At 60.3% G+C, this 17902-nt stretch carries 16 protein-coding genes; 6 read left to right on the top strand and 10 right to left on the bottom strand.

What is annotated here, in order from left to right:
- Positions 1-56: 56 nt before the first annotated feature.
- Positions 57-1355, top strand: coding sequence for a mechanosensitive ion channel family protein (locus tag L8I05_RS01370; RefSeq protein WP_242166962.1), 1299 nt, complete (start codon positions 57-59; stop codon positions 1353-1355).
- A gap of 110 nt (positions 1356-1465) precedes the next feature.
- Here L8I05_RS01370 and L8I05_RS01365 read toward each other — a convergent pair whose 3' ends face one another.
- The 3 genes from L8I05_RS01365 to L8I05_RS01355 all read right to left on the bottom strand — a co-directional run bounded on the left by L8I05_RS01365 (position 1466) and on the right by L8I05_RS01355 (position 3601).
- A complete protein-coding gene (locus L8I05_RS01365) occupies positions 1466-2332 on the bottom strand; it encodes a carboxylate/amino acid/amine transporter (protein ID WP_242166961.1) in 867 nt (288 codons plus the stop codon).
- A 203-nt stretch (positions 2333-2535) separates the two neighbouring features.
- Positions 2536-3135 carry an FMN-dependent NADH-azoreductase gene (locus L8I05_RS01360; RefSeq protein WP_242166960.1) on the bottom strand — a complete coding sequence of 200 codons (600 nt, stop codon included), beginning with the start codon at positions 3133-3135 and terminating at the stop codon, positions 2536-2538.
- A 151-nt stretch (positions 3136-3286) separates the two neighbouring features.
- On the bottom strand, positions 3287-3601 hold the full coding sequence (locus L8I05_RS01355; protein ID WP_159958770.1) for a 3-phosphoglycerate kinase: 315 nt from the start codon (positions 3599-3601) through the stop codon (positions 3287-3289).
- 49 nt (positions 3602-3650) lie between these two features.
- Between L8I05_RS01355 and L8I05_RS01350 the strand changes: the two genes are divergently transcribed.
- The 4 genes from L8I05_RS01350 (at position 3651) to L8I05_RS01335 (ending at position 7874) form a co-directional block, all read left to right on the top strand.
- On the top strand, positions 3651-4574 hold the full coding sequence (locus L8I05_RS01350; protein WP_242166959.1) for a LysR family transcriptional regulator: 924 nt from the start codon (positions 3651-3653) through the stop codon (positions 4572-4574).
- Between the two features lie 14 nt (positions 4575-4588).
- A complete protein-coding gene (locus L8I05_RS01345; RefSeq protein ID WP_242166958.1) occupies positions 4589-5392 on the top strand; it encodes an alpha/beta hydrolase in 804 nt (267 codons plus the stop codon).
- 3 nt (positions 5393-5395) lie between these two features.
- A complete protein-coding gene (locus L8I05_RS01340; RefSeq protein WP_242166957.1) occupies positions 5396-5959 on the top strand; it encodes a peptidylprolyl isomerase in 564 nt (187 codons plus the stop codon).
- 82 nt (positions 5960-6041) lie between these two features.
- Positions 6042-7874, top strand: coding sequence for an ABC transporter ATP-binding protein (locus L8I05_RS01335; protein ID WP_242166956.1), 1833 nt, complete (start codon positions 6042-6044; stop codon positions 7872-7874).
- A gap of 230 nt (positions 7875-8104) precedes the next feature.
- Here the strand turns inward: L8I05_RS01335 and L8I05_RS01330 are convergent, their stop codons facing one another.
- The 3 genes from L8I05_RS01330 to L8I05_RS01320 form a co-directional block, all read right to left on the bottom strand.
- Positions 8105-8353, bottom strand: a complete 249-nt coding sequence (locus tag L8I05_RS01330) for a BrnA antitoxin family protein (RefSeq protein ID WP_242166955.1) — start codon at positions 8351-8353, stop codon at positions 8105-8107.
- The gene (locus L8I05_RS01325; RefSeq protein WP_242166954.1) at positions 8331-8609 is read right to left on the bottom strand and encodes a BrnT family toxin; all 279 of its coding nucleotides are present in this window, start codon (positions 8607-8609) and stop codon (positions 8331-8333) included. The genes L8I05_RS01330 and L8I05_RS01325 overlap by 23 nt, the downstream gene beginning before the upstream one ends.
- A 77-nt stretch (positions 8610-8686) precedes the next feature.
- Positions 8687-9811 (bottom strand): GNAT family N-acetyltransferase, encoded by a 1125-nt coding sequence (locus tag L8I05_RS01320; protein ID WP_242166953.1) that lies wholly within the window; start codon positions 9809-9811, stop codon positions 8687-8689.
- Between the two features lie 282 nt (positions 9812-10093).
- Here L8I05_RS01320 and L8I05_RS01315 point away from each other — a divergent pair, with 282 nt between their 5' ends.
- Entirely contained in the window at positions 10094-11416 is a 1323-nt protein-coding gene (locus L8I05_RS01315) for a putative porin (RefSeq protein ID WP_242166952.1), read from the top strand.
- 119 nt (positions 11417-11535) lie between these two features.
- On the opposite strand, the gene L8I05_RS01310 is transcribed toward L8I05_RS01315, so the two are convergent.
- The 4 genes from L8I05_RS01310 to hrpA all read right to left on the bottom strand — a co-directional run bounded on the left by L8I05_RS01310 (position 11536) and on the right by hrpA (position 17858).
- Entirely contained in the window at positions 11536-11769 is a 234-nt protein-coding gene (locus tag L8I05_RS01310; protein ID WP_242166951.1) for a zf-HC2 domain-containing protein, read from the bottom strand.
- Entirely contained in the window at positions 11763-12377 is a 615-nt protein-coding gene (locus L8I05_RS01305) for a sigma-70 family RNA polymerase sigma factor (protein ID WP_242166950.1), read from the bottom strand. The genes L8I05_RS01310 and L8I05_RS01305 overlap by 7 nt, the downstream gene beginning before the upstream one ends.
- A gap of 119 nt (positions 12378-12496) precedes the next feature.
- The gene (locus tag L8I05_RS01300) at positions 12497-13618 is read right to left on the bottom strand and encodes a beta-ketoacyl-ACP synthase III (protein ID WP_159958784.1); all 1122 of its coding nucleotides are present in this window, start codon (positions 13616-13618) and stop codon (positions 12497-12499) included.
- 328 nt (positions 13619-13946) lie between these two features.
- Positions 13947-17858 carry an ATP-dependent RNA helicase HrpA gene (hrpA, locus tag L8I05_RS01295; RefSeq protein ID WP_242166949.1) on the bottom strand — a complete coding sequence of 1304 codons (3912 nt, stop codon included), beginning with the start codon at positions 17856-17858 and terminating at the stop codon, positions 13947-13949.
- Positions 17859-17902 lie beyond the last annotated feature (44 nt).

Genomic DNA, 17902 nt, shown 5'->3' with positions numbered 1-17902 from the left:
AGCACTTAAATGCTCTAATCGCCCCGTGTTGTCTTACAGAAGAATCGGTTTCACCCATGGATATCAAACAGTTCTGGCTCAACGTCCAAGACCTTTGGGGCGCCCTCGATCAACACCCGATGCTGCATGCGAGCTTGGGTTTGCTGGTGTTGCTGGTGGTGGCCCTGCTCGTTGGGCGGGTCGCGCGCTACCTCATCCTTCACGCCGTCAAATTGCTCGGCCGGCAACCGGCGCTGCACTGGCTCAATGACCTGCGGCACAACAAAGTCTTCCACCGCCTGGCGCAGATGACGCCGTCATTGGTGATCCAGTTCGGCCTGTACCTGGTGCCGGACCTGAGCAAGACCGCCACCTTGTTTATCGGCAATGTGGCCCTGGCGTTCACCATCCTGTTCATGACGCTGGCTGTGAGCGCCCTGCTCAACGCCCTGCTGGATATCTACGCGCGCACTGAACATGCGCGCACCCGCTCGATCAAGGGCTACGTGCAACTGGCCAAGATGGTGCTGTTCGTGTTTGCCGCGATCATTATCGTCGCCACCCTGATCGACCGTTCGCCGCTATTGCTGCTCTCCGGTTTGGGTGCAATGTCGGCCGTGATCCTGTTGGTCTACAAGGACACGCTGCTGTCGTTCGTCGCCAGCGTACAGCTGACCAGCAACGACATGCTGCGGGTCGGTGACTGGATCGAAATGCCTCAAGTCGGCGCCGACGGCGATGTGGTCGACATCACCTTGCACACGGTCAAGGTGCAGAACTTCGACAAGACCATCGTCTCCATTCCGACCTGGCGCCTGATGTCCGAGTCGTTCAAGAACTGGCGCGGCATGCAAGCCTCCGGAGGGCGTCGCATCAAGCGCAGCCTGTATATCGACGCCAGCGGCGTGCGCTTCCTGCGCGACGACGAAGAAGTGCGCATGACCCAGGTGCACCTGCTCACCGATTACATCAGCCGCAAGCAGGCCGAACTCAAAGCCTGGAACGAAGCCCAGGGCCACAGCGCGCAGCTGTCCGCCAACCGCCGCCGCATGACCAACCTCGGCACCTTCCGCGCCTACGCCCTGGCCTACCTGAAAAGCCACCCGGACATCCAGCCGAACATGACCTGCATGGTGCGCCAGATGCAAACCACCGCCCAAGGCGTGCCGCTGGAAATCTACTGCTTCACCCGCACCACAGCGTGGGCGGATTACGAGCGCATTCAGGGCGATATCTTTGATTATTTGCTGGCGGTGTTGCCGGAGTTCGGCTTGAGCCTGTATCAGCAGCCGAGTGGCAATGACTTGCGCGCGGGGATGGTGCCGGCGGTGTTGGGTGCCAGTCACCTGCCGACGTTGGAACACACCTCTGCATAATACCGCCATTCCCCTTGTGGAAGCGGGCTTGCCCGCGATAGCGGTGTATCAGTCCATAAATGTGCAAACTGACACTACGCCATCGCGGGCAAGCCCGCTCCCACATAGGTTCAGCGGTGGATCGCCTCCTTGCGCACACCCAACCGGCTGATCCACACCGCCCCCAGAATCACCAACCCACCCAACGCCAGCCTCCCCAGCGGCTCATGCTGATTCCAGATCAGCAAGTTCAGCAACAGCCCCACCGGCACATGCAGGTTGTTCATCACCGCAAGGGTGCCGCCATTGACCAGGCACGCGCCCTTGTTCCACCAATACATGCCGAGCGCGGTGCTGACCAACCCGAGGAACACCAGCACGCCCCATTGCAACGGTGCGTCGGGCAGGTAATTGGCCTTGCCGAACAGCAGGAATGCCGGCAACACCACGATCAAGGCGCCCACGTAGAAGTAGCCGAAGCGCCGGTAGTGCGGCAAATCACTCGGATAGCGCGCCACCAGATGCTTGTACATCACCTGCCCGGCGGCGTAGGTGAAGTTGGCCAGTTGCAGCAGCAAAAAGCCGCCGAGGAAGTGCGGGGTGATCTGGTCGAAGCGGATCACTGCCGCGCCGGACACCGCCACCAGCGCAGCAATCAGCGCCCAAGGGTTGAAGCGCCGGTTGAGGGCGTCTTCGATCAGGGTCACATGTAGCGGTGTAAGGATGGTGAACAGCAGCACTTCCGGCACGGTGAGCACACGAAAGCTCAAGTACAGGCACACGTAGGTCACACCAAACTGCAGCGCGCCGATCGCCAGCATGCCGCGCATAAACCTTGGTTCTACCGAACGCCAGCGGGTCAGCGGGATAAATACCAGGCCAGCCAACACCACGCGCACCAGTACGGCGAAGTAGCTGTCGACGTGGCCGGCGAGGTATTCGCCGATCAAGCTGAAGGAAAATGCCTGAATCAGGGTGACAACCAGTAAATAGCCCATGCGCGCCTCGTTTCGAATGGGCGCGACTTTAAGGGTTTTCGGCGTTTACTGAAACTCGGGGCAAAAAAAACCCGACCTCGCTATAGCGGCAGTCGGGTAGGAGCACTCAGGAGCAACAAGTGCAAAGGGAGGTTCGATACGCGTACTTGAAGGGTTTGCGTGGGGCGATATAAACACCACGCGATTATGTGACGATTAAACGATCACGCGACCTGTGCCAGCAGTGCTTTGGCGTGGTTGATGCCCTTCTCCTGGAAGTCGCCGCTCAGGTTCACGCCTTCGGCGTGAATGAAGGTGACGTCGTGAATGCCGATAAACGCCATGACCTGACGCAGGTACGGTTCCTGGTGATCGGAGCTGGCGCCGGTGTGAATACCGCCGCGAGCGGTCAACACAATGGCGCGCTTGCCGGTCAACAAACCCTGAGGGCCGGTGGCGGTGTACTTGAAGGTCACACCAGCACGCAACACGTGATCCAGCCAGGCTTTGAGGGTGCTGGGGATGGCGAAGTTGTACATCGGTGCGGCCATCACCAGCACGTCGGCAGCGAGTAATTCGTCAGTCAATTCGTTGGAGCGGTCCAGGGACGCCTGTTCGATGTCGCTGCGCTGGTCGGCGGGCTTCATCCAGCCGCCGAGCAGGTTGGCGTCCAAGTGCGGGACCGGGTCAAGGGCCACGTCGCGCACGGTGATCTGATCCGCCGGATGAGCGACCTGCCATTGGCCGATGAACTGTTGGGTAAGCTGGCGGGAAATTGAATCCTGCTGGCGGGCGCTGCTTTCGATGATCAGAACATTGGACATGGCTAGGTAGGCTCCATCTGTAAATGCTGTAAGGCGATGGAGTGAAGATTAAACAGAGCCAATTCGATAAAAAAGCGCAAAAAACTGCTACAACCCATCTAGAAATTTGTTTATAAGCGGAGTATTGCTGTGGGCATGCTCCGCTGCCGGTTTATTTAGGGGTGCAGGTCAGTGCGATACGCATTTTGATAATGGCGCGGCTGAAATTGACCGTGGTGTTGGTGGTTTTCCCCGCCGCAACCGTGACTTTGCGAGTGCGCGGCGCTTCCGGGCCGTTGGTAAAGCGCACCTTGCACTCCGCATCATTGGAGCCGTAGTTGGTCAGTTGGATCGAACTGATATTGCTGTCGACGTCCGACGCACTGTAATCGATCTTCACGCCCTGAATGTCTTTCGTCACATCGGTGCTGAATGCAAACGCGCTCATCGGCAGCAGCGCCAGCAATACACAACAGAATTTTCTCATTCGGCAGTCTCCAATAAGGACCGCCAGCTTAGGACAAGAGGAGCTCATCTTGAAAGCGCCCCGCGTTACCCTCGATCAATGGCGCACGTTGCAAGCCGTGGTCGACCATGGCGGCTTCGCCCAGGCGGCTGAAGCGCTGCACCGCTCGCAATCCTCAGTGAGTTACACCGTGGCGCGCATGCAAGACCAGTTGGGCGTGCCGCTGCTGCGCATCGACGGGCGCAAAGCGGTACTCACCGAAGCCGGTGAAGTGCTGCTGCGCCGCTCGCGCCAACTGGTGAAAAACGCCAGCCAACTGGAAGACCTTGCCCACCACATGGAACAGGGCTGGGAGGCCGAAGTACGCCTGGTGGTGGATGCCGCGTATCCGAATGCACGCCTGGTGCGTGCCCTCACCGCCTTTATGCCGCAAAGCCGAGGCTGCCGCGTGCGCCTGCGCGAAGAAGTATTGTCGGGCGTGGAAGAGTTGTTGATGGACGGCATGGCTGACCTCGCGATCAGCGGGTTCATCATCCCTGGCTACCTGGGGACGGAATTGAGCGATGTGGAATTTATCGCCGTGGCCCACCCCGATCACTCGTTGCATCGCCTGAGCCGCGAGTTGAGTTTCCAGGACCTGGAGAGCCAGATGCAGGTGGTGATTCGCGACTCCGGCCGCCAGCAGCCACGGGACGTGGGCTGGCTCGGTGCCGAACAGCGCTGGACCGTCGGCAGCCTGGCCACCGCCGCCGCCTTTGTCAGCAGCGGCCTGGGCTTTGCCTGGTTGCCTCGGCACATGATCGAGCGTGAGCTCAACGAAGGCCTGCTCAAGCAGCTACCCTTGGAAAAGGGCGGCAGCCGCAACCCGACGTTTTACCTGTACGCGAACAAGGACAAACCCCTGGGCCCAGCCACGCAGATTCTCGTGGAATTGCTGCGCACCTTCGACACCGCTCCCCTGGACGCGCCTTTCGCCGCGCCTGAGCAAGCCTGAAACGGAGTTCACCCATGGCCTGGTTCGACCATGAAGGCTGCAATCTGCATTACGAGGAATACGGCCACGGCAGCCCGCTGATCCTGATCCACGGCCTGGGCTCCAGCTGCCAGGATTGGGAGTTGCAGATTCCCGTGCTGGCCCGCCACTACCGCCTGATTGTGGTGGATGTGCGCGGTCATGGTCGCTCCGACAAACCGCGAGAACGCTACAGCATCAAGGGTTTCACCTTTGACCTGCTGGCTTTGATCGAACACCTGAACCTGCCGCCCGCCCATGTGGTGGGCTTGTCCATGGGCGGCATGATCGCCTTCCAATTGGCGGTGGACGAACCTCAGCTGCTCAAGAGCCTGTGCATCGTCAACAGCGCGCCCGAGGTCAAGGTGCGCAGCGCCGATGACTATTGGCAGTGGGCCAAGCGCTGGAGCCTGGCGCGCGTACTCAGCCTGGCCACCATCGGCAAGGCGCTCGGCGACCGACTGTTCCCCAAACCGCACCAGGGCGACCTGCGCCGCAAAATGGCCGAACGCTGGGCAAAAAACGACAAACGTGCTTATCTCGCCAGCTTCGACGCGATTGTGGGCTGGGGCGTACAGGAACAACTTTCGAAGATTTCCTGTCCAACCCTGGTCATTAGCGCCGACCATGACTACACGCCCGTGGCGCAGAAAGAAATCTATGTAAAACTGCTGCCCGATGCGCGGCTGGTGGTGATCGAAGATTCCCGCCACGCCACGCCCTTGGACCAACCCGAAGTCTTTAACGCTACCTTGCTCGATTTTCTAAAGACAGTCGAAACCACTACCCAGGATCACTGACCCATGCTGAAAAAAATCGCCTTCTTTGCCGGTTCCGTACTGTTCGCTGCCAACCTGATGGCTGCCGAGCCCGCCAAGGCACCCCACGTTCTGATCACCACCACCAACGGCGACATCGAAATCGAACTGGACCCGATCAAGGCGCCGATCAGCACCAAAAACTTCCTCGCCTACGTCGACAAGGGCTTCTACACCAACACCATTTTCCACCGTGTGATCCCGGGCTTCATGGTCCAGGGCGGCGGGTTCACCGCGCAAATGTCGCAAAAGCCAACCGAAGCGCCGATCAAGAACGAAGCCAGCAACGGCCTGCATAACGTGCGCGGCACCCTGTCGATGGCGCGCACCAATGACCCGAACTCGGCCACCAGCCAATTCTTCATCAACGTGGCCGACAATGCGTTCCTCGACCCAGGCCGCGACGCCGGTTATGCCGTGTTCGCCAAAGTGGTCAAAGGCATGGATGTGGTCGACGTGATCGTCAACTCGCAAACCACCACCAAGCAGGGCATGCAGAACGTGCCTATCGATCCTGTTGTGATCAAGTCGGCCAAGCGCATCGACTGAGGTCTGCAGGTAGCTCCGCGCGTGGCCCACAAGGCCACGCGCGCATTTGAACAGGAGAGCCCGCCAGGCGGGCGTCAACCTAATGCTCTATCGTCGTTTTGAACAACTGATCGACATCTTCCGCGCCGCGCCCAGCGACGCCCCGCCCGACAAAGTCCTGCCCTTCTACCTCTACTACCTGCGCCAAGTGTGGCCGAGCTTTGCCGCCTTGCTGGTGGTCGGCCTGATCGGCGCGCTGATCGAAGTGGCGTTGTTCAGCTACCTGAGCCGCATCATCGACCTGGCCCAAGGCACGCCGCCCGCCGACTTCTTCCAGATTCACAGCGCCGAGCTGATCTGGATGGCCGTGGTCGCCCTGCTGCTGCGCCCGATCTTCAACGGCCTGCATGACTTGCTGGTGCACCAGACCATCAACCCCGGCATGACCAGCCTGATCCGCTGGCAGAACCACAGCTACGTGCTCAAGCAGAGCCTGAATTTCTTCCAGAACGATTTCGCCGGGCGCATCGCCCAGCGCATCATGCAAACCGGCAACTCACTGCGTGACTCGGCGGTGGCGACGGCGGAAGCCATCTGGCATGTGTCGATCTACGCGATCAGTGCCCTGGTGCTGTTTGCCGAGGCCGACTGGCGGCTGATGATTCCGCTGATCACCTGGATCATCTGCTACAGCCTGGCCTTGCGTTACTTTGTGCCGCGCGTGAAAGAGCGCTCGGTGATTTCCTCCGAGGCGCGCTCCAAGTTGATGGGGCGTATCGTTGACGGCTACACCAACATCACCACCTTGAAGCTGTTTGCTCATACGCAGAATGAGCAGGAATACGCCAAGGAAGCGATCATCGAGCAGACCGAAAAAACCCAGTTGGCCGCCCGCGTGCTGACCAGCATGGACGTGACCATTGCCATCCTCAACGGCCTGCTGATCGTTACCACCACCGGCCTGGCGTTGTGGCTATGGACGCAATCGTTGATCTCGGTCGGTGCGATTGCCCTGGCCACCGGCCTCGTAATCCGTATCGTCAACATGTCCGGCTGGATCATGTGGGTGGTCAACGGCATCTTCGAAAATATCGGCATGGTGCAGGACGGCCTGAAAACCATCGCTGCGCCGCTGGCGGTGACCGACCGTGAGAACGCGCCGCGCCTGAACGTGCCCCATGGCGACGTGCGTTTCGAGCAGGTGGATTTTCACTATGGCAAGAAAAGCGGAATCATTGGTGGCTTGAACCTGAACATCAAAGCCGGGGAAAAGATCGGCCTGATCGGCCCGTCCGGCGCAGGCAAGTCGACTCTGGTCAACCTGCTGCTGCGCCTGTACGACCTGCAAGGCGGACGCATCCTGATCGACGGCCAGAACATCGCCGAGGTCGCCCAGGAAAGCCTGCGCGCACAGATCGGCATGATCACCCAGGACACTTCGCTGCTGCACCGTTCGATCCGCGACAACCTGCTGTACGGCAAGCCGGACGCCACCGATGAGGAACTCAACGCCGCCATCCACAAGGCCCGCGCCGACGAGTTCATCCCGCTGCTGTCGGACGCCGAAGGCCGCACCGGGCTGGATGCCCATGTGGGTGAGCGCGGGGTGAAACTCTCCGGCGGGCAACGCCAGCGCATCGCCATCGCTCGGGTACTGCTCAAGGACGCGCCGATCCTGATCATGGACGAGGCCACCTCGGCGCTGGACTCGGAAGTCGAAGCGGCGATCCAGGAAAGCCTGGAAACCCTGATGCAAGGCAAGACCGTGATTGCGATTGCGCACCGATTGTCGACCATCGCGCGGATGGACAGGCTGGTGGTGCTGGAAAAAGGCCAGATTGCCGAGACCGGCAGCCATGCCGAGCTGCTCGCCCATGGCGGGTTGTATGCGCGGTTGTGGCAGCACCAGACCGGCGGGTTTGTCGGCATCGACTGAGGCTGAAACCGCTGGACCCTGTGGGAGCTGGCTTGCCTGCGATAGCGCAGTGTCAGTACCCAATTGGCTGCCTGGCACACTGCAATCGCAGGCAAGCCAGCTCCCACACTTAACAGCGTCAGGCAGCTTATTCATTAGGCCCTGGCGCTTTTTTATGGCCTGGACTTGCCCACAAACCTGCTTCAATAAAAGCAGTGCCCAGACGGGCGCTGAAGTAAATCTGCGGTTAATCAGCCTTGATGGGCCTGCATGTACTGGCGCAACAGCTGATTAATGCGCGTCTGGTAGCCAGTCCCCTGGCCTTTGAACCACTCCAGAACATCTGCATCCAGCCTGATAGTTACCGCCTGCTTCACCGGCACACGCAACTCGGCACGCCGAAAAAAGTCGGCGTCCAGCTCAGGAATATCACTGGTATCGATTTTTTCATCACTCATCTTGGCCAGGCGCTCCCAATCAGTTTTCGATGTTTGCGTCATAGTATTTGGCCTCCTTCTTGGTAGCTTTGCGGGCGGAGATGATACGGATCACATCACCACACCGTTCGGTGTATACGACCACACCCATTAACAATTTTATCCAGCCAATACTGATCCAACGCTCTTCGTCATAATCTGCCCGATCATCGCGTAAGGCCAGCATTGGATGCCGAAAGATATCTGGAACGTCATTGAAATCGATGCCGTGCTTGGCAATATTGGCTCTATTTTTGGACTCATCCCACTCAAAAAGCATGGCACATCCTGTATGTACTTTTGTACATACAGAATAGAGATTTAATCACTTCTCGGCGTGCTCACCGGACCGATGGTTCAGCCCTGTCGATAAGGCAGGGCTGCCCTCGCCTCTTCGGCATACGCCAGAATCCCCACGCGCTCGCGCTCGAGGAAATCCTCGACGGCATGTTTCAAGCCCGGATGGCGCAGGTAGTGCCATGAACGCGTGATCACCGGCTCAAACCCGCGAATCAACTTGTGCTCGCCTTGGGCGCCGGCGTCGAAGCGTTGCAGGCCGTGGGCGATGGCGTAGTCCATGCCCTGGTAGAAGCAGGTTTCGAAATGCAGGCGGTCGAATTCCGCCAGGCAACCCCAATAGCGCCCATAGAAGCTGTCGCCACCGATCAGGCTGAAGGCCATGGCTACCGGGCGTGTGCCTTGTTTGGCCAGGACCACTCGAATCGCCTCGGGCATGCGCTCGGCCAGCACGCTGAAAAACGCGCGGGTCAGGTACGGCGACTGGCGGCGCACGGCGTAGGTGTTGGCGTAGCAGGCGTAGACGAAATCCCACTGCGCTTCACTCAGCTCATGGCCTTGCAGCCATTCGAATTCGATGCCCTGCCCGGCGACTTGTTCGCGCTCTTTGCGCATCTGTTTGCGCTTGCGCGAACTCAAGGCGTCGAGGAAGTCCTGGAAATCGCGATAGCCACGATTCTGCCAATGGAACTGGCAGCCCAACCGCTGCAGCCAGCCCGGCTGCGCCGCCAGTGCTGTGTCGGCCAACGGGTCGGTGAAGTTGATATGGGCACTGGAAAGCCCTTCGATTTCCAGGTAGCCGGGCAGGCTGTTCAGCAGCTCAAAACCGTCCTCGGCGTTCCTCGCCAATAAGCGCGGCCCACTGACCGGGCTGAACGGCACCGCCGTGAGCAACTTGGGGTAGTAGTCGATACCGGCGCGCTCGCAGGCGTCCGCCCACCCGTGATCAAACACGTACTCGCCGTATGAATGCCATTTGCGATAACCGGGCAATGCCGCCACCAGGCGATCGCCCTCCCAATGCAGCAAATGTTCAGGCTGCCAGCCCGAATGCGGGCCCAGGCTGGCGCTGTCTTCCAGCGCACTCAGGAACGCATGCCGCACAAACGGCTGGGCCTGCGGCACAAGGGCATCCCAAGCCTCTGGGGCGATTTCGGACAGGCTGTCCAGGCGTTGCAACGGCATCGGCATCCTCACTACATCGGGGCGTGAAAGCCTCGCGAGTATCGCTTATCGGCAGGCAATGCACATCTTCAAATCGCGGGACAAGCCCCAAAACCAATAGTTCCATTTCTAAATATTTTGTCATCTACATGACATCACTTAGCCACTTCACCGTCATAAGTGATCGTGATACTGACGCCTGTTTTTAGAGCGCCTGGTTCTAGCAGGCGGCTATTTTCCGTCCGTCATCGGTCGGTTGTGTCCTGGATGGTTTGCCATCCCTCCTCACTTTCGGAGATTGATATGCGTCTTGCTTCCACTAAAACTGCGGCGGTCCTGTGCGGCGGCCTGTTACTGGCCCTGAGCGGTCCGGCCAGCGCTGCAGTCGACGCTAAATTGCTCGACATGCTCAAGGCCAACGGCCAAATCACCGCTGCGCAGTACACCGAACTGCAAGCGGAATTGGCCAAGGACCAGAAAGAAAAGCAGATCGCACAGCAAGCTCAACAAGAGACCAACGAGCAGATCGCGGCCACCGCGAAAAAAACCAACGAGTTGAGCAGCTTCGACCAGAAGCTGGCCTGGGCCGCCAAGACCCAGTTCAAGGGTGACGTGCGCTTCCGTCAGGAAACCGTGAAGATCCAGGGCGAATCCAACAACGGTGGCCGCGACAAGGACCGTCAGCGCATCCGTGCCCGCCTGGGCGCCTACACCGAGATCAACTCGCAGGTCGACACCGGCATTCGTATCGCCACCGGCAGCAGCGACGACGCGCGCTCCACCAATCAGGACCAGGACAACTATTTCGACAAGAAGTCGATCTGGCTGGACCTCGGCTACATCGACTACCACCCGGACCAGATCAAGAACCTGCACGTGATCGGCGGCAAGATGCTGCAGCCGTGGGTGAACATGGGCGACGTGATCTGGGATAGCGACATCAACCCGGAAGGCCTGGCCCTGACCTACAAATACCCATTGGGCAGCAGCGCCGAGCTGTTCGGCAGCCTGGGTAACTACAACCTCAAGGACAACGTCGACGGCGACGGCGTGCAATTTCGCCACGACCTGCGCCTGACGTCCGGCCAGCTGGGCACGCGTTTCTCGGTCACCGACAACCTGAAAATGACCTTGGGCGGCAGCGTCTACGCCTACCAGAACGACAAGGACAGCCGTTGCACAACGACCACCACGCCTTGCGCACTGGCGGTCAATGGCAACTCGGCCGACAACCAATTCCGCCTGTATGAAGGGTTCGCCCAGGCTGACATCGGTGGCTTGGCAGTGCCGCTGGCGTTCTACGGCCAATACGTGAAAAACAACGATGCCGTGACCGACCAGGACACCGCCTGGCTGATCGGCGCCAAGTCCAAAGTGTTCGGCTTCAACCTGGACTACAACTACCGCGACATCCAGCGTAACGCCGTGGTCGGCGCTTTCACCGATTCGGACTTCGCCAACGGCACCACCGGTTCGCGCGGTCACAAGATGAAGGTCAGCTACGACATCGACAAGAACTTCGCCCTCGGTGCCACGTACTTCCTGACCAAGGCAGACTACGCCAGCCGCACGCAGCGTGACGCCAACACCAACACCCTGCAATTGGATGCTGAAGCCAAGTTCTAATGTGTGTGCAATAAACCTTGGGCCAGGACGGCCCGAGGTGGTTTCAACAGCCTTGCGTGGGTGGGTCGCCCCCCATCATCCGTTCGACTCACCCACACGAGCCTGCAATATTCCCGCTTTTACTGATCTTTGAGCCGCTCGGCCACCAGCCGATCAGCCAACGCCTCAGCATCCTTTACCGGTTCTTCCGGCATGATCTTCAACGTCGCCTGCATCAGGCGCATCTGCCGGATAAATCGCCGGCAGTTAGGGCAAAACATCAAGTGATGACGCACCAGCAGACGCTCGCGAAAGGTCAATTGCCCATCGAGATAGTCACTGGAACGTGCCACTTGTTCTTTACAGGTCAACATTCGCCCGTTTCCTCAAAATGCTCCACCGTGGCGAAGACTTTAAGCCGTGCTCGATGCAACAGCACACGGACATTGGAGAGCGACAACGTCAGAAGATTACAGATTTCTTCCAACTCCAATCCCTGGCGTTCGCGCAGCACCAGCACGCTGCTTTGCAGCTCTGACAAACTCAGCAACGTATGTTCCAGGCATTGGCGCAATTCATCCTCGGTCAGCAGCGCTTCCGGGGTGTCCTGGTGCCAGGCGTAAGGTGCAACGGCCCAGTGGCCATCGTCGGGGACGAAGCGGTCATCACCAATGGTGCCGTGGGGCGAAGGCAAATCGTCGAGCAACACTTCCCGGCGATTCTGTTTGTAGCGGCCTTTGGCGGAGTTGGCAGTGATGGTCAGCAGCCAGGTTTTTAGGCTGGAGCGCCCTTCGAACTTGGCGAGGTTGCGCACCACCGACAGCCAGGCGTCCTGCACCACTTCATCGGCGTGACGCTGGCCGACGATGGCATAAGCCACTGCGCGCATGGCGCTCTGGTAGGTGGTGACCAATTCCTTGTAGGCCCGCTGCTCGCCCTTGAGCAACCGTTCAAGCAGGTGCGTGTCGTCCGCTGCTGCCATCGTTTACCTCAATCCTGCTGTGGAAATCCGCTACCTGTGGGAGCTGGCTTGCCGGCGATAGCGGCGGTGGCTGCACTATCGTCATCGCAGGCAAGCCAGCTCCCACATTGACCGCAATATTAGCGTTTGCGCAGGATCACGCTGCCGATCGAATAACCCGCGCCGAACGAGCTGAGCACTGCCACAGAACCTTTTGGCAAATCATCCTGATAGGTGTGGAATGCAATCACCGAGCCCGCCGAGCTGGTGTTGGCGTAGGTGTCGAGAATCACCGGTGCTTCTTCCACCGAGGCTTCGCGGCCCAGCAGCTTTTTCACGATCAGGTGGTTCATGCTCAGGTTGGCCTGGTGCAGCCAGAAGCGCTTCACGTCAGCGACGTTCAGCTGGTTTTCTTCCAGGTGCACGCCGATCAGTTCGGCAACCATCGGGCAGACGTCCCGGAATACCTTGCGGCCTTCCTGCACGAACAGCTTGTCGGGCGCGCCGATGCCCTCTTCCGCGGTGCGGTTGAGGAAGCCGAAGTTGTTGCGGATGTTGTTGGAGAACTTGGTCAGCAGTTTGGTGCTCACCACGTCGAACTGGTGCTCGGAGGTCGCCAGGTCGGCGCGTTCCAGAACCACTGCAGTGGCCGCGTCACCGAAGATGAAGTGGCTGTCACGGTCACGGAAATTCAGGTGCCCGGTGCAGACTTCCGGGTTGACCATCAGGATCGCCCGCGCCTGGCCCAGCTGAATGCTGTTGGCAGCGTTCTGAATACCGAAGGTTGCCGACGAGCAGGCCACGTTCATGTCAAAGCCGAAGCCTTCAATGCCCAGGGCTTCCTGCACTTCGATAGCGATGGCCGGGTAGGCGCGCTGCAGGTTGGAGCAGGCGACGATCACGCCATCGATGTCGGCGGCGGTCTTGCCGGCGCGCTGCAGGGCCTGTTCGGCAGCGCCGACGGCCATCTGGCAGAGCACCGACCACTCGTCATTGCTGCGCTCAGGCAGGCGCGGGGCCATGCGCTGCGGGTCGAGGATACCGTCCTTGTCCATGACAAAACGGCTCTTGATGCCCGACGCCTTCTCGATAAAGGCCGCACTGGACTCGGTCAGTGCCTGCACTTCGCCACGTTCGATAGCGGCCGCGTTATCCGTATTGAACTGCTGCACATAGGTATTGAAAGACTGCACCAGCTCTTCGTTGGAGATGCTGTTGGCCGGGGTGTACAGGCCAGTGCCGCTGATGACGACGTTATGCACGGTCGTTCCTCTAAATCTGTCAGGCAGAAGATATTGGTACCGTCGTACCAAACTTTAAGTCGTTCGATTCCGTCCAGCGGTCATCAAACTGGCAACGCTTTATTCCATCGCGCCGTGGCTGAGCAACAGCCCATTACGACGATCCCGGCATTTATAACCGCGAAGTTTGCCACAACCTCGGAGTTTTCGCGCCACTTCCCGGATAAACCCCATACCGAATGTGGGAGCTGGCTTGCCTGCGATGCAGATACCGCGCTGCATCAGTCAAACCACTGGGATGCCATCGCAGGCAAGCCAGCTCCCACATACCGGGGTAGCCGCGAGGGCTTCAGGCCTCCACCTGGCTCCATTGCTTGCTCAAGCGCTTGTCGGAAATCGGCACCTTGGTGCCCAACTGCTGCGCAAACAACGACACCCGATACTCTTCCAGCCACCAGCGATACAGCTCCAATTGCGGGTCGCGCTTGCCTTCCTGGGTGTGTTTGTTCAAGCGATTCTGGTACTGCGCCCAGAGGCCGCCCAGTTCGGTGCTCCACACGCGGTCTTTCTGCACCTGGCTTGGCAGTTTTTCCAGGCGCAACTCAATGGCCTTGAGGAAGCGCGGCAGTTCCTTGAACCACTGCGCCGGGGTTTCCCGCACAAAACCGGGATACACCAGGTTGCTGAGCTGCTGCTTGATATCGTTCAAGGCGACCGCTTGGGCCAGGTCGATCTTGCCCTTGAAGCGCTTCTGCAAGCCATGCCATAGCTTCAGCACGTCCAGGGTCAGGCGCGCCAGGCGCTCGGCGTGTTCGGTCCAGCTGCCACGCTTGCGTTCGGCTAATGCGGCCAAGCCAGCACCGTCGCGCGGCAGGCTGGCCTCGCCTTCCAGTACGCAGCTGTCGAGGCTGGCCAGCAGAATGTCTTCCACCAGCGCGTCGATGCGCCCCAACTCGCGGTACATCAGGCCCAACTCGGTCAACCCCGGCAATTTGCCACGCAGGAATTTCGCCGGCTCCGCCAATTGCTGCATCAGCAGGCGTTGCAAGGCGCGGCGGTGCTGGAACTCGGCCTCGGCGGCGGTCGAGAACCGCCCTTCCTTGACCGTGCCGTTTTCCTCAACCAGCGCCGGGTAAACCGTCATCGACAGGCCGGCGATCTTTTGCTGGGTTTTCTCGGCCACCGCCGCAAACACCTTGGCCTCCACCGGCTGCTGACTTTTGGCGGTTTGCGGCACGGCCAACGCTGCCTGGCTGGCTTCGGCAAAGCGTGCGGTCAGTTCAGCCAAGTCACGGCCTTCGCCAAGGAACTTGCCCTGGCCGTCGACCACTTCCAGGTTCATCTTCAGGTGGTTTTCCACCTGCTGCGCCGCCTCGGCCCAGGCTTCATCGCTGACCCGTGCACCAGTCATGCGCAGCAGTTCGCGCCCCAGCGCCTGGGGCAACGAACCCTGGCCGAACTCAATACGTTGCAGCGCCGCCTTGACGAAATCCGGCACCGGCACAAAGTTTTTGCGCAGCGCCTTGGGCAAGTTGCGCACCAGCGCGATGCACTTGGCTTCGATCACACCCGGCACCAGCCACTCCAGGCGCTCCGGCGGCAACGCCGGCAACAGCGGCGCCGGCACGCGCAGGGTCACACCGTCGCGCGGGTGGTTGGGCTCGAAGTGGTAGCTCAGCGCCAATTCCAGGTCGCCCAGGTGCAAGGTGTCCGGGTAATGCAGGGCCGTGACTTCGCTGGCCTCGCGGGCCAGCACGTCTTCCTCGCGCATGATCAGCAGTTGCGGGTCTTTCTGGCTGTTGACCTTGTACCAGCTGTCGAAGGTGGCGGTCTGGTGGATCTCCGCCGGCAAGCGCGCGTCGTAGAAGGCGTAGAGGGTTTCTTCGTCCGCCAGGATGTCCCGCCGGCGCGCCTTGGCTTCCAGCTCATCGAGTTGTTCCAGCAGTTGCTGGTTGGCCGTCAGGCACTTGGCCCGGGACTGAATCTCGCCACGCACCAGGCCTTCACGGATAAACAGCTCGCGCGACACCACTGGGTCAATCGGCCCGTAATGCACAGGGCGGCGCCCCACCACAATCAGCCCGAACAGGGTGATCTGCTCAAACGCCACCACTTGGCCGCGCTTTTTCTCCCAGTGCGGTTCGAAGTGGTTTTTCTTGATCAGGTGGCCCGCCAGCGGCTCGATCCAATCGGCATCGATCTTGGCGACCATGCGCGCATACAGCTTGGTGGTTTCCACCAGCTCAGCGGTCATCAGCCATTGCGGGCGTTTTTTGCCGATGCCCGAGGACGGGTGAATCCAGAAGCGCCGCTGACGCGCGCCGAGGTAATCGCCGTCTTCGGTTTTCTGGCCGATCTGGCTCAACAGGCCGGACAACACCGCCTTGTGCAACTTGGCAAAATCCGCCGGTTCTTTATTCACCGTCAACTGCATGTCGCGGCAGATCAGGCTGAGTTGGCGATGGGAATCACGCCACTCACGCAGGCGCAGGTAATTCAGGAAGTTCTTGCTGCACCAGTTGCGCAACGGGCTGGCGGTCAGTTCCTGGCGTTGTTCTTCAAACCCGCGCCACAGATTCACCAGCCCGGCGAAGTCGGAGTCGGCATCTTTCCACTGCGCGTGGGCCTGGTCGGCGGCCTGCTGGCGCTCCGGTGGGCGTTCGCGCGGGTCCTGGATCGACATCGCGCTGGCGACAATCAGCACTTCCTGCAAACTGCCGAGTTTGGCGGCTTCGAGCAGCATGCGCCCCATGCGCGGGTCCACCGGCAGGCGCGCCAGCTGGCGGCCCAGCGGCGTAAGCTGGCTGTTGCGGTCCACCGCCGAGAGCTCTTGCAGCAGGTTGAAACCGTCGCTGATGGCCTTGCCATCCGGCGGTTCGATAAACGGGAAGTCGGTAATTTCGCCAAGGCGCAGGTGCAGCATCTGCAGGATCACGGCGGCGAGGTTGGTACGCAGGATTTCCGGGTCGGTAAATTCCGGGCGACCGATAAAGTCTTCTTCGCTGTACAAGCGGATGCAAATGCCCGGCTCGACCCGCCCACACCGGCCTTTACGCTGGTTGGCGCTGGCCTGGGAAATCGCTTCGATCGGCAGGCGCTGCACCTTGGCGCGGTAGCTGTAGCGGCTGATGCGCGCGGTGCCGCTGTCGATCACATAACGAATGCCCGGCACGGTCAGCGAGGTTTCGGCGACGTTGGTCGCCAGCACCACGCGGCGGCCTGGGTGGGACTGGAAAATACGCTGCTGTTCGGCAGGTGACAGGCGCGCGTACAGCGGCAGAATTTCGGTGTGCTTGAGTTGGGCCTTGCGCAACATGTCAGCAGCGTCGCGAATCTCGCGCTCGCCCGGCAGGAACACCAGCACATCGCCGGGGCTGCGGCGTTCGCTGCGCTCATAGGCGGCAATTTCATCGAGGGTGGCAAGGATCGCCTGGTCGACTGTCAGGTCGTCCTCGACGCGGTTGCCCTCTTCGTCCTGTTCCAGGGTCAGCGGGCGATACCAGGTGTCCACCGGGAAGGTGCGGCCCGAAACCTCGACAATCGGCGCGTCGTCGAAGTGCTTGGAAAAACGCTCCAGGTCGATGGTCGCCGAGGTGATGATGACTTTCAGGTCGGGGCGACGCGGCAGCAGGGTTTTCAGGTAGCCGAGCAGGAAGTCGATGTTCAGGCTGCGTTCGTGGGCTTCGTCGACGATGATCGTGTCGTAGCGTTCCAGGTAACGGTCGTTCTGGGTTTCCGCCAGCAGGATGCCGTCGGTCATCAGCTTGATCAGGGTATTGGAATCACTCTGGTCTTCGAAGCGCACCTGATAGCCGACCAGCGCTCCCAACGGCGTAGCCAGTTCTTCGGCGACACGGCTGGCAACGCTGCGCGCGGCGATCCGGCGTGGCTGGGTGTGACCGATCAGGCCGTGTTGGCCGCGACCGATTTCCAGGCAGATTTTCGGCAGCTGGGTGGTTTTACCCGAACCGGTTTCGCCGGCGATGATCAGCACCTGGTGCTTGAGCAGCGCGTCCTTGATTTCGTCGCGCTTGGCGGCAATCGGCAGGCTGTCGTCGTAGCGAATCACCGGCAGGCTGGCCCGCCGCGCCGTGACCTGGGCGCAGGACGCCTGCATGCGCGTGACCCACTGCGCCAGCTTCTCCTCGTCGGGTTTCTTGCGCAGCTCGAGCAACTGGCGCCGCAAGCGGTGGCGGTCGGCGAGCATGGCGTGATCGAGGTTTTTCAGCAGTTGGTCGATGGTGGGCGCTTGGTCGGTCATCAGGTACTTACGAGGGCGTCTATTTATGCACGGCCTGCAAGTGT

It is taken from the genome of Pseudomonas sp. MONT-RG-20F-20-E-7-02, assembly GCF_022662395.1.
Lineage (GTDB): Bacteria > Pseudomonadota > Gammaproteobacteria > Pseudomonadales > Pseudomonadaceae > Aquipseudomonas.
The sequence above is the reverse complement of the archived record's forward strand: the minus strand, read 5'-3'. Positions and strand labels throughout refer to the sequence as shown.

Bases quoted from the DNA above. Each gene is read 5' to 3' on its own strand.
- L8I05_RS01315 (WP_242166952.1), top strand. From the start codon at position 10,094: ATGCGTCTTGCTTCCACTAAAACTGCGGCGGTCCTGTGCGGCGGCCTG.
- L8I05_RS01330 (WP_242166955.1), bottom strand. From the start codon at position 8,353: ATGACGCAAACATCGAAAACTGATTGGGAGCGCCTGGCCAAGATGAGT.
- L8I05_RS01335 (WP_242166956.1), top strand. From the start codon at position 6,042: ATGCTCTATCGTCGTTTTGAACAACTGATCGACATCTTCCGCGCCGCG.
- L8I05_RS01310 (WP_242166951.1), bottom strand. From the start codon at position 11,769: ATGTTGACCTGTAAAGAACAAGTGGCACGTTCCAGTGACTATCTCGAT.
- L8I05_RS01365 (WP_242166961.1), bottom strand. From the start codon at position 2,332: ATGGGCTATTTACTGGTTGTCACCCTGATTCAGGCATTTTCCTTCAGC.
- L8I05_RS01340 (WP_242166957.1), top strand. From the start codon at position 5,396: ATGCTGAAAAAAATCGCCTTCTTTGCCGGTTCCGTACTGTTCGCTGCC.
- L8I05_RS01355 (WP_159958770.1), bottom strand. From the start codon at position 3,601: ATGAGAAAATTCTGTTGTGTATTGCTGGCGCTGCTGCCGATGAGCGCG.
- L8I05_RS01305 (WP_242166950.1), bottom strand. From the start codon at position 12,377: ATGGCAGCAGCGGACGACACGCACCTGCTTGAACGGTTGCTCAAGGGC.
- L8I05_RS01370 (WP_242166962.1), top strand. From the start codon at position 57: ATGGATATCAAACAGTTCTGGCTCAACGTCCAAGACCTTTGGGGCGCC.
- L8I05_RS01325 (WP_242166954.1), bottom strand. From the start codon at position 8,609: ATGCTTTTTGAGTGGGATGAGTCCAAAAATAGAGCCAATATTGCCAAG.
- hrpA (WP_242166949.1), bottom strand. From the start codon at position 17,858: ATGACCGACCAAGCGCCCACCATCGACCAACTGCTGAAAAACCTCGAT.
- L8I05_RS01360 (WP_242166960.1), bottom strand. From the start codon at position 3,135: ATGTCCAATGTTCTGATCATCGAAAGCAGCGCCCGCCAGCAGGATTCA.
- L8I05_RS01345 (WP_242166958.1), top strand. From the start codon at position 4,589: ATGGCCTGGTTCGACCATGAAGGCTGCAATCTGCATTACGAGGAATAC.
- L8I05_RS01320 (WP_242166953.1), bottom strand. From the start codon at position 9,811: ATGCCGTTGCAACGCCTGGACAGCCTGTCCGAAATCGCCCCAGAGGCT.